This window comes from Oryzobacter telluris (assembly GCF_043099285.1).
In the GTDB taxonomy this organism is placed as follows: domain Bacteria; phylum Actinomycetota; class Actinomycetes; order Actinomycetales; family Dermatophilaceae; genus Oryzobacter; species Oryzobacter telluris.
In genome coordinates this window covers 2,658,040-2,671,463 of record NZ_CP170723.1, presented here as the reverse complement: position 1 = coordinate 2,671,463, position 13,424 = coordinate 2,658,040, and the positions used below count along the sequence as shown (strand labels likewise).

The 13,424-nt window shown below is 72.1% G+C and carries 14 protein-coding genes; 3 read left to right on the top strand and 11 right to left on the bottom strand.

The window, feature by feature from the left end; translation table 11 throughout:
- Positions 1-86: 86 nt before the first annotated feature.
- The 5 genes from ACFLFB_RS12275 to ACFLFB_RS12255 all read right to left on the bottom strand — a co-directional run bounded on the left by ACFLFB_RS12275 (position 87) and on the right by ACFLFB_RS12255 (position 4,221).
- Positions 87-1,091: a hypothetical protein gene (locus tag ACFLFB_RS12275; protein ID WP_392542464.1), complete on the bottom strand. Its 1,005-nt coding sequence runs from the start codon at positions 1,089-1,091 to the stop codon at positions 87-89.
- Positions 1,088-1,675 (bottom strand): RNA polymerase sigma factor, encoded by a 588-nt coding sequence (locus ACFLFB_RS12270; protein WP_392542463.1) that lies wholly within the window; start codon positions 1,673-1,675, stop codon positions 1,088-1,090. Before ACFLFB_RS12270 ends, ACFLFB_RS12275 begins: the two co-directional genes overlap by 4 nt.
- 97 nt (positions 1,676-1,772) lie before the next feature.
- On the bottom strand, positions 1,773-2,753 hold the full coding sequence (locus ACFLFB_RS12265; protein ID WP_392542462.1) for a hypothetical protein: 981 nt from the start codon (positions 2,751-2,753) through the stop codon (positions 1,773-1,775).
- Positions 2,754-2,987: 234 nt separating this feature from the next.
- Entirely contained in the window at positions 2,988-3,575 is a 588-nt protein-coding gene (locus ACFLFB_RS12260; protein ID WP_392542461.1) for a hypothetical protein, read from the bottom strand.
- A 145-nt stretch (positions 3,576-3,720) separates the two neighbouring features.
- Positions 3,721-4,221, bottom strand: coding sequence for a hypothetical protein (locus ACFLFB_RS12255; protein WP_392542460.1), 501 nt, complete (start codon positions 4,219-4,221; stop codon positions 3,721-3,723).
- A 135-nt stretch (positions 4,222-4,356) separates the two neighbouring features.
- Here ACFLFB_RS12255 and ACFLFB_RS12250 point away from each other — a divergent pair, with 135 nt between their 5' ends.
- Positions 4,357-4,881 (top strand): hypothetical protein, encoded by a 525-nt coding sequence (locus tag ACFLFB_RS12250; protein ID WP_392542459.1) that lies wholly within the window; start codon positions 4,357-4,359, stop codon positions 4,879-4,881.
- Positions 4,882-4,914: 33 nt separating this feature from the next.
- On the opposite strand, the gene ACFLFB_RS12245 is transcribed toward ACFLFB_RS12250, so the two are convergent.
- The gene (locus ACFLFB_RS12245) at positions 4,915-5,478 is read right to left on the bottom strand and encodes a hypothetical protein (protein ID WP_392542458.1); all 564 of its coding nucleotides are present in this window, start codon (positions 5,476-5,478) and stop codon (positions 4,915-4,917) included.
- A gap of 68 nt (positions 5,479-5,546) precedes the next feature.
- On the opposite strand from ACFLFB_RS12245, the gene ACFLFB_RS12240 reads away from it, so the two are divergent.
- Complete coding sequence (locus tag ACFLFB_RS12240) at positions 5,547-7,178, top strand: DUF222 domain-containing protein (RefSeq protein ID WP_392542457.1); 1,632 nt, start codon at positions 5,547-5,549, stop codon at positions 7,176-7,178.
- Between the two features lie 20 nt (positions 7,179-7,198).
- On the opposite strand, the gene ACFLFB_RS12235 is transcribed toward ACFLFB_RS12240, so the two are convergent.
- The 4 genes from ACFLFB_RS12235 to ACFLFB_RS12220 all read right to left on the bottom strand — a co-directional run bounded on the left by ACFLFB_RS12235 (position 7,199) and on the right by ACFLFB_RS12220 (position 11,429).
- The gene (locus tag ACFLFB_RS12235; RefSeq protein ID WP_392542456.1) at positions 7,199-8,047 is read right to left on the bottom strand and encodes a hypothetical protein; all 849 of its coding nucleotides are present in this window, start codon (positions 8,045-8,047) and stop codon (positions 7,199-7,201) included.
- Between the two features lie 190 nt (positions 8,048-8,237).
- On the bottom strand, positions 8,238-8,885 hold the full coding sequence (locus ACFLFB_RS12230) for a response regulator (protein ID WP_392542455.1): 648 nt from the start codon (positions 8,883-8,885) through the stop codon (positions 8,238-8,240).
- Positions 8,882-9,925: a sensor histidine kinase gene (locus ACFLFB_RS12225; protein WP_392542454.1), complete on the bottom strand. Its 1,044-nt coding sequence runs from the start codon at positions 9,923-9,925 to the stop codon at positions 8,882-8,884. Before ACFLFB_RS12225 ends, ACFLFB_RS12230 begins: the two co-directional genes overlap by 4 nt.
- A complete protein-coding gene (locus ACFLFB_RS12220; RefSeq protein WP_392542453.1) occupies positions 9,918-11,429 on the bottom strand; it encodes a cation:proton antiporter in 1,512 nt (503 codons plus the stop codon). Before ACFLFB_RS12220 ends, ACFLFB_RS12225 begins: the two co-directional genes overlap by 8 nt.
- Before the next feature lie 277 nt (positions 11,430-11,706).
- On the opposite strand from ACFLFB_RS12220, the gene ACFLFB_RS12215 reads away from it, so the two are divergent.
- Positions 11,707-12,540 carry a nuclease-related domain-containing protein gene (locus ACFLFB_RS12215; protein WP_392542452.1) on the top strand — a complete coding sequence of 278 codons (834 nt, stop codon included), beginning with the start codon at positions 11,707-11,709 and terminating at the stop codon, positions 12,538-12,540.
- Here the strand turns inward: ACFLFB_RS12215 and ACFLFB_RS12210 are convergent, their stop codons facing one another.
- Positions 12,541-13,386 carry an SDR family oxidoreductase gene (locus ACFLFB_RS12210; RefSeq protein ID WP_392542451.1) on the bottom strand — a complete coding sequence of 282 codons (846 nt, stop codon included), beginning with the start codon at positions 13,384-13,386 and terminating at the stop codon, positions 12,541-12,543.
- Positions 13,387-13,424 lie beyond the last annotated feature (38 nt).

The following is a 13,424-nucleotide window of genomic DNA, read 5'->3' as shown; positions in this document are numbered from 1 at the left end:
AATTCGTAGTAATAAGCGACTCGTGATGATGGGCGCGCGCCCTCCCCGAGGTGGGAGGGCGCGCGTCGTGGGGACGGTGCGGCAGGTCAGGGCGTGGCGACCGCGGGGCCGTGGAGGGTGACGAAGAGCGAGCCGCCGACCTCCATGTCGACCCGGGTGCACGACGCCTCCTCGTCGGGGACGGGCGACACCTGGCCCTGGTCGCCGACGAGCTGGGTCGCGATCCGCGCCGCCTCGGCGAGCGGAAGGCACTGCCTCGCGACTTGCTCCTCGAGTGCCTCGGCCGTCGTGTACACCTGCCGTGCAACGGCATCCGACGGCAGCCGGACCGGCTTGCGAGTCTCCGCCAGGACCTCGACCTGCGTGAGTTCGGGTCGAGCCGTGAGCCCCGCGCACGGCCCCGACTCCGGGGTCGTCGGGGGAGTGGAGACCCGCGTCGTCCAGTCGGACAGGCCCACCCGCCGCAGCGTGTCCTCGGCGTAGCGCTGCGCCTGCTCGGTGGTGAGGCAGAGCCGCGACGGACCCTCCACCCAGTCGCCCAGCGCGGCCTCGAGCTCGAGCATCGCTGCCCGCTCGGGGTCGGGCGCCGACGCCGTCGCCGACTCCATAACCCCTGAAGGAATCCCGGCGCCAGCGACCACGAAGTGCGTCCCGTGGTAGACGAACGCGGTCGGGTCGGCGAGCGGCGGCATTCCGGCGGACTGGCGGATGGTGGCGCAGTCGGCGACGTCGTCGCCGCTGGCCGCGCGACCGTCGGCCGACCGCTCGAGCTCGACGTCGCCATCGGGACGCAGCGTCATCGACTCGGCGCAGTTGAGGCCGTCGAGGGTCGGCCCGCGGTCGAGCTGGGCCACGGCCCAGGCGGTGCCGCCGCCGGCGAGGACGAGCCCCAACGCTCCCGCGGCCATTCCCCGGCGGCCGAGACGCCGGCCCCTCCGTGGCGTCTCGACCGCCGGGGTGGTGTGTCGATCGGTCATGGTGATCCCCTCTCGCAGCGCGCTGAGCGCGTGTCGGTCGGTCACCGTGGCGATCGTGGCGTCGTCGACCCGGCGCGTGGTGCGCAGGGCGTCGATCAGCTCGAGGTCGTTCATGAGATCTCCTCGGTCCCGGGACGGGCGGTCGCCCATCTGCGGGATTCATGTCCGGTCATCGTGATGCGTTGCAGCGCAGCCGAATCCAACTCGCTCTCGATGTCGCGCATCGCCTCGCGCAGTCGCGCGCGCGCGCGGTGCAGGCGCACCCGCACCGTGGCCCGGGACAGGCCCATCGCCACGGCGATGTCCTCGCGGGCGAGCTCCTCCCAGGCGAGCAGGTGAAGCAGCTCGCGGTCGTCGTCGCCGAGGCGGGCCACGGCACGCTCGACGAGGCTCGGCTCGTGGATCTCGGGCGGCGGGACGACCTGGTGCAGCGAGTCCCGCAGCCGGTCGGCCAGCGCGTGCCGCCGCCGCTCGCCCCGGTAGTGGTTGGCGAGCACGCGCCGCGCCACCCCGAAGAGCCACGGCCGCGCCTCGGAACCCGGCGGGACGTCATCGAGGCGCCGCCAGGCCACGAGGAAGGTCTCGGCCACGACGTCGGCGGCGTCCGCGGGGTCGGTGACGCGCCGCACGGCATACCCCAGCAGGGCCACGTGCGTGCTGTCGAACAACGCCGAGAACTGCTCCTCGGGCGAGGTCATGGATCCCCCTCCACGGCGGTGAGTCTGACACCCCGCCCATGTCCGGGTGGTCCCGGGGCGTTACAGGGTCAGCCGACCGCGGTGGGGCGCGACATCATCACCGGGGGGCCGGAGCCACCCGCCCGCGGGCCGCAAGGGCGAGGTCGGCGCGGCCGGGTAGCCAGCGCACCGCCGCGGCCGTCGCAGGGTTCGAGCCGTAGACGAGCAGGGCGAGGAAGACGCCGTAGACCGGCAGGTGGCCGACGAGCTCGGTCTGGCCGAAGAGGAACAGGGTCGCGTTGAACGGGACCATCGCCACGAGCACGGCGACCTGCGGGAACGCCCCGGAGATGACGAGCAGCCCGAAGAGCAGCTCGACCCCGCCCGCGATGACGACGAAGACGTCGGTCGGGACCTGGAGGCCGACGATCGAGAACACGTTGAGCGCGGGGAACGCCTCGAGCGTGGCGCGGGCCATCGTCGGGTTGGTGAACTTCTCGGTGAAGGCCAGGGCGATGAGCGCGATCCCGACACCGGCGCGCAGCACGAACAGCGCCCACCGCAGCTGGGTCGCCGACAGGGAGACCGCGCCGTGCCGGTCGGCCCCGGAGGGGGCGATGACGAGGAAGGCCGCCACGGCCGCGAGGTTCGCGCACTCGAGGAGCGCGACGGGACCGGTGAACATCGACATCACCGGCCCGAGGGCGAGGGCCACCACCGCGGCGGGCCGCTGCTGGAACCCGGTGATCAGCCAGACGCCGAGCCCGGCCTCGAGGAGGAGGAGCGCGGTGCCGCCGACGCCGTGGAGGTCGTCGACGCTCGGGGTGACGAACGCGCCCGACGCGGCCAGGGCCAGCAGCGCCACGCCGAGGTGGATGCCGAGCAGCCGCGGGACCCACGGTGCCAGCGCTCCCAGGCGACCGAACCAGGGGAGCTCGGGCCGGTCGACCCGCAGCGCCACGAGCCGCCAGACCACGGCCACCACGACGACGAGCGCGGTCACGGCCAGCGGCAGCGGGCGCAGGAAGAAGGACCAGTCGCCGGCGGCGGAGTCGACGAACCAGCGCTCGTGCGTGGGCAGGGTCAGGGCGGGGGACATGCTGCGGCTCTCCATCGGTCAGGGTGCTGGACGTCGCGTGGGCGCGGCGTCCGCCGGCGCGCGGGCCGGCGTCATCGAACCTACGGATCGGGGCGCGTGCGGGTCAGGGCCGAAGGTCCTTTGCGCGGGGGGACGTTGGTCGTCGGCTGTGGGCGGGTGAAGGCCCCGGCCGCTGCAGCGGCCGGGGCCTGAGGAGGAGGCGCGGGAGGGGATCCGCGCCTCCTCGGCTCGGAGTCAGGCGGTGGCGGGGACCCGCTGGGTGGCGGTCGCCGTGGCCGGCTCGACCTCCCGGGCGTGCCGCAGGCCGAGGGCTCCGAGGAGCAGGAGGAAGGCCGCGCCGATGAAGGCTGCCACGGCCGCCCACATCGCGATGGTGGCGATGGTCCCGAAGGCGTAGGCGTTGAGGAGCATGCCGCGCAGGGTGGTGCCCATGAAGAGCGTCTGGCGCAGCTGGCCGAGCTCGGCGGTCGCGTCGGCGGTGGGAGCGGCCTTGAGGGCCTTCATGTACTCACCGGAGACCTGCGAGTAGGTGCGGCCACCGGACGCCTCGTCCATGTGCACCTGGATGTAGTGGTCGGCGTAGGCCTTGGCCTGGGCGCCCGTGGTGAGCGGCTGGCCGGCGTACTGCGTGAGGGCGTCCTTCTGGGCGGGTGTCGTGAGGGCGGCCGCCACGGGCATCGTGATCTGCTGCGCCGCGAGCTGGTCGTGCACGTTCGCCGAGGCGAACGACGAGGCCCACGTCAGCAGGCCACCGGCGACGAGGAGGACGGCGGCGAGGATGACGCCGGTCCAGGAGATGAGCTTGTCGAATGCGCTGCGCATGGTTCTCGTGTCCTTCCCACGGGCTCCTGGGGAGGGGCCCTTCGTGTTCTTCTCTGACACGACACACTGTAGTACTACGTTCAGTAGTAACTGAGCCGAACCGGGTGTCAGTTGGGTCACACGGGCCTGCACGTTGGGTCCGCGACTACTGGTCGCCCGCCCGTGGGACGACCGAGAGGGGCCTTCCGGTCGCGTGCAGTCCGGGTTCGAAACCGGATCGGCGATCGAGGTACCCGGTCCAGCCGTGCTGGGTCACCAGGTAGACATCACCGTCGAAGGCGCGGGTGTGGTGGTTGCTGTACCTCCACGCCATCAGCCAGAACAGCTCGTAGGGCCCCGGGATAACCCGACCTTCGCGGCAGATGATGGTGGCCAGGAGCCATCGGGGCGGCTCCCAGCGCGATTCGATCCACTCGCGATGCCCGGCAAGGCGGACGGCGTGCTCGCGCAGCACTTCGGATGCCTCATGACGCTGAGGAAGTGAGCCGCGGTTGACGCGGACGACGTCGTGCGTCGACTGCTCGGGGGAGTCGCCCCGGTCGAGTATCGCGACGAGGACGTCACCCGGGCGGGCTCTGGCGCGCCGAAGTGACTCGGTGATCATGGCCGCCGGGTCGCGGACGTCCCAAGGGTTGTGGTGTGACATGCGGCAGAGGATGGCAGTTCGGTCGCCCGGAGCCGGGTCGTCATCCACAGGGGCGCAGCCTGTGGATGACCGCCGACGGAGAGGCCGGTTTCGGCGCATGCTTGCCGTCCGACCATCGACGGCAGGAGCAGTGGCGTGGGCTTCAACACCGAGTACCTGGGCCACCTCACCATCACGCCGCCGTTGAACGATGCGGAGGCAGAGTGGCTCAGGGGATTCGCCGACTGGCAAGCACTTCCGGACGGTGACCCGTTCGCTCTCCCCATGAACCCACGCGCAGCCCTGTCGAAGGCCTTCGCCGATGCTGGTGGGGTGATGAGCTCGCGCCGAGCCATCCCCTATGGAGTGGGTCATTGGCGCGTGTGTGAGCACGGGGACCGCATCGAGTGGCATCGCGCGGACAAGTCGAACGACGCAGTGCAGACGTTGTCGTTCCTCGTCGAGTACTACCTCGGCCCCGAGGCACGGGCTCGCGACTGCGGTTCGGCCGACTTCGCCGGATTCACCTTCGACCACCATCTCGACGGGGTGATCGCGGCTGTTCGCCAGGACACAGAGGAGATGTTCCTGCTGCGCGTGCAGAGGAGCGCAATCACGAGGGAGGTCATCGTCCGCGGGGTCGAGTGGTGGAACGATCCCAGTGCCGTGGATGGATGGTGACGGAGGCGAGCTGGGGCGCCTTCTCGGACGTCGTCAGTCGAGGGCGTCCTCGAAGGCGATGACGCCGCGCAGGACGTCGAGGAGGGCGGTGGTGAGGCGCTCGCCCTCCAGGCCGAGCTCGTGCAGCTCGGGGCGTCCGGGGACGTGGGCCACGCTCGCGCGGATCCGCCGGCGCTCGTCGGGGGAGAGGTCGTACTCCTCCTCGATGGCGACGAGGCAGTCGCGCATCGTGAACCGGCCGTGCTCGGGGGCGGTGGCCAGGGCCTCGAGGGCGGCGTCGAGCCAGCCGTGGCCCCCGACTTCTTCGAGCTCGTCGGTGACGACCATGAACATCATCATGTGCACCTGGAACGCGCCGGGCTGGGCGTGCTCCTCCTCGTCGTAGGGGAGGGTGGCGGCGCGGTGGGCCAGTCGCCGGGCGCGGTCCTCGTCGCCGTCGCGCAGGGCGTTGAACGCCTTCTCGAGGAGGTTGGCCGCGGCCTCCATCTGGGCCTCGCGGATGGGGGCGGTGGCGTCGTGCGAGTGCTCTCTGATGTCGCCGAGGCCTCGTTGGTGAGTTCCGCCTCCGGACTGCAGGGGCCGGTCGTCATGGGTCACGTCGGGCACGTTGCCAACGTGGACCCGTCGGGGCTGGCGTGTCTCCGGGGGCGGGTGGGGCTGGCGGGGTGGAGGTCCGGGCAAGAGCCTCCGCACGTTGTGCACAGGGTCTTGCGATCGAACATGTGTACGAATATGATGAGGCTATGAACGGTCAGCCGGTGGGTCTCGAGGAGTGTCGCTCCGGACTCGAGGCTGCCCGCGACCTCCTCGATGATGTCGCGTCCGTCCTGTTCTCGGCGTCCGGGTCCCAGCTCGGTGAGCTGATGACGCTCGTCGACTCCGTGGCCGCGAGGGCCTCGGCGGCGCGGGTCGCGATCGCCGCCGAGGCGATCGAGCGGGGCGAGGTGGCCGACTCCGGCACCAACGCGCACACGTGGGTCCGTGACCACGCACCGTCGTTGCGGCAGGGCGGCGCCGGGCACGTGGCCCAGCTGGCGACCGCCGCGACCTCGGGCGGGGCACTGTGGCGCGCCCAGGGCGACGCTGGTGGCGTGGATCCCCGGTCGCCGCTCGGCATCGTGCTGGCCGGGGTGTGCGACGCGACGGTGTCACCGACGCTCGCAGTGGCGGCGGTGCGCGAGATCGAGCGTCTCGACCCGATCCTCACCGACGAGGCGAAGCCCACGGTGGCGCGCAGGCTCCTCGAGGTGGGCGTCGAGTGGGGTCCCACGCTGATGCGGGGGCTGCGGCCGCGGCTCATTGCCACCTTCGGGCGACAGGGGGAGTTCGACGACCTGCAGGAGCGCCTCGTGAGCGCTGCTCGGCTGTCGGCGCCGCGGGTGGAGTCGGCCGACCTCACCGAGTACCAGCTTGCGATGACGCCCGAGCAGGCGGCTGCGCTCGAGGCCGCCATCGGTCCGATGAGCGCGCCGGCTCCCAACGACGAGACGGGGGAGCGCGACCACCGCCCCGCCGGCCAACGCCGTGTCGAGGCGCTGGTCGAGGTGTGCCGACGGTCGTCGTCGCTCGACGCAGAGTCGTCCGGGGCAGACGGCGCGGCGGGCGCGGCGTCCGCCGTCCACGTCGTGATGTCGCTGACCGACCTCGAGGCCCGCACCGGCTTCGGCGAGGTGATCGGGTCCACGGCCACGGGGGTGGCGCTGTCAGCAGAGCTGCTCCGGAGGGTGTGCTGCGAGGCGGACCTCGTTCCCCACGTGTTGGGTGTCGCGGGCGAGGACCTCGACCTGGGCCGGGTGGTCCGCTTGTGCAGCAAGGGACAACGGCGCCGCCTGTGGCGGCGCGACCGCGGGTGCACCTTCCCGGGGTGCACGGCTCCCGCAGCGTGGACGCGGGCGCACCATGTCCTGCACTGGCTCGACGGGGGGCGGTCGGACATCGACAACTACGCCCTGCTCTGCCAGCGCCACCACACTTTCGTGCACACGAGACGACTGTTCGCCCAGGTGCGACGGCGGCCCGACGATCGCGGCCGATACGTGGTGTGGGACCTCACACCCGGAAGCTACGACCGCCACCTCGAGCAGCTCGAGGCGGAACGGTCGGCGAACGACCCGCCACCGCTGACGCCCGAGCGACTCCGGACCCTGCTCGACCTCGTGACGTCGGGGTCGCGCGAGGTCCGGCCGTGGGCCGAGGAGGAGCTGGCGATGTCGGCGGACGAGTCGTGGCTCGACGAGGCGCCACCCGAGGAGATCTGGACCGACGACTATCTCGCGCAGTTCGCGCACTCGGCGTGAGCAAGCGCTGCCGCTCGTGCCTAGCGGACGGCGGTGAGAGCGGTCTCGCCGACGCGGTCCTTGGCCCACCAGAGGAACTCGGCCTGGTGGTGGGTGCTCTCGAAGTCGTCGCCGAGCAGCTCGAGGAGCAGGTCGTTCGACCACACCGAGAGGCGGCCGATCTGCATCGCGGTCGTGTCCGCCTTGGGCAGGTGCAGCCCGAAGACGGCACGCGTGATGTCGCGCTTGCCGGTGAACTCGTCGTCGTAGGTGAGGACGGGCAGGAAGCGCTCGGGCTCGGAGATGTGGAGCATCTTGGTGAAGAAGTCCTCCTTGAGCCCGGCCATCCCCTCGACCTCGGTGCCGGTGATGAGGTGCGTCAGGCGGTCCTCGAGGGCGACGTCGCCGGGGCCGCGGAGCAGGTACTCGATGGAGGTGCGGGTGCGGTGCGCCGCCTCGTCGTCACCGAGCTGCTTCCAGGTGCGGTTGAAGATCGACATGCTGCCGGCGCGCACCCCGGTGCCGGTGGTGGCCAGCTCGCGCAGGTCCGCGGCGGTGGAGGCGGCGAGGCCGTCCTGCGTCAGGAGCTCCTGGTAGCGGGTCCATGAGTCGATCTGGGTGTCCTCGGCGGTGGGGTGGGCCTTGAGGAACTTGGTCCGCAGGCGCTTCACCGCGGCCAGGATGGCGGGTGAGACCATCGACGAGTTCGCGAAGCGGCCCCGCGCCATCTGCAGCGGCGTGCGCGTGAAGGCCGGGAGGGTCGTCAGCGCGACCGGGCTCCAGCGGTTGCCGCACTCCTCGCAGCGGAAGACCTTCGCCCCGTTCGGCGCCACGCTGTCGAGCTGGATGTCGTTGTCGGAGTGGCAGGCTGAGCACGAGATGAGAGCCATGTCGCGTTCCCTTCAAGGGTTGTGACGTCGAGACGGCTCGGTTGCCCGGGGCGGCCAGATGTGAGGGGTGTAGGCCTCCAAACTACCACCCGGGGTACGCCCACCCGTCCGCCATCGATGGGCTCGTCACCCCGCCCGGCCCACCCGCAGCGGGGCATCAACCGGCCGACGACCAGCCGAAACGCCCGGCTCAGGGCTCGATGAGACCGGCCCGGATGGCGTACCGGGTCAGCTCGGTGCGGTCGCGCATCCCGAGCTTGGCCAGCACGTTCGCCCGGTGCCGTTCCACGGTCTTCACGGCGATGACCAGCGCTGATGCGATCTCCTTCGACGAGTTCCCCTCCGCGATCAGCTTGACCACCTCCTCCTCGCGCGCGGTGAGGACGGAGCGCGGCATCCGCTCGCCACGCCGCATCCGCTCGAGGAAGTCGCGCACCAGGGTGCTCGCGACGCCCGCGTAGAGGAACGGCTCGCCGCGCATCGCCGCCCGGCACGCCTCGACGAGGTCCTCGTCGGCCGCCGACTTCAGCACGTACCCCGACGCCCCGGCTTGCAGCGCCGAGAAGAAGTACTGCTCGTTCTCGTGCATCGAGAGCATGAGCACCTTGGCGTCCGGCACGCGCCGGGTGATCTCGCGCGCCGCCTGCAGGCCGGTCATCCGCGGCATCGAGACATCCAGGACGGCGAGGTCGAACGGTGTCGACCGGGCCACCTCCACCGCCTCCACCCCGTCCGAGGCCTCGGCCACGACCTCGAGCCCGTCCTCGCCCTCGATGATGCGGCGCAGCCCAGCGCGCACGAGGGCGTGGTCGTCGGCGAGCAGGATGCGAACGGTCATGCCGCTCCACCGTGGGGAACACGGAGCCGTACGGACGTCCCGCCGCCGGTCGCGTCCGCTGCCTCGACGAGGAGGTCGCCCCCCACCATCTGGGCGCGCTCTCGCATGCCCTGGATGCCGGCGCCGTGCTCACCGACTGCGGCGCCGACACCGACTCCGTCGTCGCGCACCGTGAGCTCGACCTGGTCGCCCCGGCGGCACAGGCCGACCGAGACCGTGGAGGCGTGGGCATGCCTCGCCACGTTGGTCAGCGCCTCCTGGGTGACCCGGTAGACGACGAGCTCGGCCTCGGGCGAGAGTGCCGGCAGTCCCGGGCTGAAGCCGCGCGTCACGGGAACGGCCGTGCGAGCGGTGAAGTCGGACGCCAGACTCGAGAGCGAGTTGAGGAGGCCGAGGTCGGCCAGCACTCCCGGCCGCAGCGCCTGCGAGATCCGCCGGACCTCCTCCAGGCAGGTGCGGGTCGTCGTGCGCGCGCCCTCGAGCACCGGCGCGAGCGCATGTGAGGCGAGGTCGGTGGCGTGCTTGAGGTCGAGGAGGACGGCGGTGAGGCTCTGGCCCACCTCGTCGTGCAGCTCCTGCGCGATCCGTTGCCGCTCGGCCTCCTGAGCCTGCAGTGCCCTCGACGTGCTCGTGGCCCGCTCGGTCTCGAGCCGCTCGAGCATGGCGTTGAAGCCGGTGACGAGACGTCGGGCCGGACCCGAGCGCGCTTCATCGAGGCGGGTGCCGGGCTCGCGCAGGTCGACGGTGTCCATGGCCGTGGCGAGGCGGTCGAGCGGCAGGAGGACCGACCGGAGCAGCAGCCCGTTGACGACGACGATGACGGCGAAGCCGACGAGGAGCGCCACGACCTCCGACACCAGCGGCCGGCTCGACACGGTCGCGGGGGAGAGCGCGAGGGCGGCCGTGCCGAGAGCGAACACGGCCCCGTTGATGAGGCAGACCCGCCAGAACAGGGGGAGGGAGACGTCGCCGCGCATGCCCCCAAGGGTCGCAGAGGCGTGCGGGTGGGCCAGTCCGTCGAGGGCGCCGTGGTCAGTCACCGGTCTCCCCTCGCCACTGCGCGAGCCGCCCGGCGCGGTGCACCGCGAGGATGCGGCGCTCGGCCGACAGCCGCAGCTCGGGACGGGTGAAGACGAGCAGGACGTCGCCGATGCGCAGCACCGTGTCGTCCTCGAGGGAGCGGGTCGAGCCGTCGCGCGCGAGCAGGCCGAGCGTGACGCCCGGCGGGAGCCGCAGCTCCCAGACGTACACGCCGTGCAGGCGCGAGCCGGGGGTGACGGTGACCTGGAGCAGCTCGCTGCCGAGGTGGTGCAGCGACCCGACGCCGGCCTCGAGGTCGAGCGGGGTCTCGCCCCACTTCATCTCGCCCGGCCGCAGGAGGCGGTTCGGGATGAGGCGCGCGAACGTCTGCGAGTGGGCCGCGGCGACCGGCCCGACGATCGCGAGCACGAGGACGTACCCGGCCGCGAGCGACCCGATGCGCCGGTCGAGCCCGGCAGCGACGGCGAGCGACGCGAGGATGATCGAGAACTCGCCGCGGGTGAGCACGGTGAAGCCGATGTTCCCCGCCTCGACCCGGGTGAACCGGTACATCCGCGCGGCGATGACGCCTGCGGCCGTGGCGAGCACGATCGTCATGACCACGGCGACCGCGATCTGCGGCAGCACGCCTACGACCTCACCGGGGTCGATGGTCAGGCCGAAGTGGAAGAAGAAGATGGCGCCGAACGCGTCGCGAAGCGGGTGGGTGAGGGTGCGCAGTCGCCCGGCCCGCGTCGTCGCTCCGAGGATGAGGCCGACCATGAACGCCCCGATGGCGTCGGAGACCCCCAGCGCCTCGGCGATCCCCGCGGTGGTGACCGCCAGCCCGACGAACAGCACGACGACGATCTCCTCGTCGTGGGTGCTCACCAGCCGGCCGACCTGCGCCGCCCCGTACCGGGCGATGGCACCGAGCGTCACGAGGAACGCGAACGCGGTGGCGATGCCGGTGACGGCCTCCTGCCACGTGTCCGCGCCACCCAGGATCGGCTGCAGGAGAGCGAGGTAGAACGCGAGGAAGATGTCCTCGATGACGGCGATGCCGAGGATCGTGCGCGTCTCCCGGTTGCCGAGCCGCCGCGTCTCGACGAGGACCTTGGTGACGATCGCCGTGCTCGAGATCCCCACCACGCCGGCGATGACGAAGGCCTCCGGCGCGCCCCACCCCACCCAGAACCCGTACGCCACGCCGCCCCCGACGTTGAGGAGGAGGTAGATGCTCGCCGCGGTGACGAGGCGGCGTCCTCCGGCGGCCAGCTGGTCGAGGGTGAACTCCAGGCCGAGGTAGAACAGCAGGAACACCAGCCCGAGGCGGGCCACGAGCTCGAGGTCCTCCGGGTCGCTGACGAGGTCGATGCCGGGGGTGCTCGGCCCGAACACGACCCCGGCGAGCATGAACAGCGGCACCGTCGGGAGCCCCAGCCGACCGCCGGCACGCGCCACGAGGGCGCAGACGACGAAGGCGCCGCCGAGCGCCATCAGCGTGTCGGCGGCATGGGGCACGGTCGGCCTCCCTCTCGGGCGCGACGGCGCGCTGGGTGTCCAGGTGAGGTCCAAGCCTGACGGTTCCGTGGGTGGGTCGACATGGGGTCGTGGCCCCATCTGCGTGCGCCGAATCTGCCGACCTGTGGCGCGGGGGACGGATGGTGCGGTGCGGCCGTGCGGAAGCGGTGCCACGCGACTCGTGGAGTAGGCCGTTCGGCCCAGTCGACGGCCTTTCACCTGCGCAGACGCCGCCTCCCGGAGCAGGATCCAGTCACAGCACGAAGGGGACATGTCGATGGATGGTTTCGACGGGACGGCAGGCAGCACGGTGACGCAGCGGGAGACCTCGGGGGAGGGTGCCGCCACCGACGCGTCGGCCGGTCTGGACGGCGAAGGGCGGGTTGCGACGGCCCTGGCCGAGCTGGCCGACACGTGGCTGGCGCTCCATCGACGGCTCCTCGTCCCGGGGGTCCCCGAGACCGCCATCGACCACGTCCTCGTCGGGCCGGCGGGCGTCGTCCTCGTCGACTCCGTCGCCTGGGACGGGACCGTCCGCGAGTGGCAGGGTTCGCTCGTGCGCCACGTGATGACGCCCCACGGCGAGGTCGAGCGCCGCTCCCTCCACGCCGAGGTCGCCCGCACGCACCGCATCGCCCGCGAGATGGCGACGCGGCTTCGCGTGGCCGTGACGCCGGTGGTGTGCCTCTCCGGAGTCGGCGCCGCCCGGTTCGGGGCGCCGCGGATGGTGCGCGGCATCTGGGTCGTGCCCGTCGAGGAGCTGGCGGCCTGGCTCGGGTCTCGCCCGTCGCCCGTGGCCGCCGAAGAACTTCCCGGACTCCAGTCCATCGTCAGGGCCGAGTTCGCCTCTGCCGCAGGTGATTCGTCGCTGCTCTCGACGATCGGCCACGACCTGACGCGTCAACGGACACGGGCTCACCGGGCGGAGGCCGCCCGACGGGCCGCGAGGGCCAAGCGGCCGGTCGGGAGTGACTCGCGGGCCGGTCAGCGGCGACTGCGTCGACGCCGCGAGCGGCGACGCATGATGCTCACCGTCGCGTTCCTCTGGAGCGTGTTCTGCGTCTCGGTCACCGGCGTGGTGACCGGCGTCCTCGCCATCGCCCCGTACTGATCAGCTGCGGGACAACAGGTCTCGCAACGAGAGCGGGTCGCGGCCGGTGACGCGGCGGACATCATCACTGACGTGCTCCAGCTCACCGGCACGGATGGCGGTGTAGGTCGAGACCCAGGCGTCGAGCTGCCAGGCGGGGGCGTCGTAGGGCGCCCGTGACGCGTACGCCTCCTCCACGGTCTCGTCGTGGAACCGCACGGCGCGGCCGGTGATCTCGCTGATGGTCGCGGCGGCCTCGGTGAGGGTGATGGCCTCGGGTCCGGTGAGGTCGTAGGTGGCGTCGCGATGGGCGGCGGGGTCGAGCAGCGCCTCGACGGCGACGCGGGCAATGTCCTCGCGGGCCACCCCGGCCAGGCGTCCGTCGCCGGCGGGGCCACGGATGACGCCGTCCTCGCCGGCCATCATCGGGAGGAAGTCGAGGTAGAGGCTGTCGCGCAGGAAGGTGAAGGGGAGGGCGGCCTCGCGGACGAGCTGCTCGGTGGCCCAGTGGTCGCGGCCGAGGGTGAACGTGCAGTCGGGGGCGGCGCCGAGGAACGAGGTGTAGACGACGTGACCGACCCCGGCCTCGGCGGCTGCCGCGACGACGGTGCGGTGCTCGCCCATCCGGTCGGCCGACTCCGACGCCGAGACCAGGAAGAGGGTCTCGACACCGTCGAGGGCACGGAGGAGGGCTTCGCGGTCGCCGTACGTGGCGGCGACGACGGACGACCCGGCGAGGGCCGGGGCTCGCTCCGGGGAGCGAACGACGAGGCGCTGCTCGATGCCGCGGGCCGCGAGGTCGGCGGCGACGAGCCCGCCGAGGGCGCCGGTGGACCCGGTGACGGCGAGGGTGGGGAGCGAGGTCATGGTGTCATCCTCTCGGAGCGGGGGGCGTCTTGGGGAGT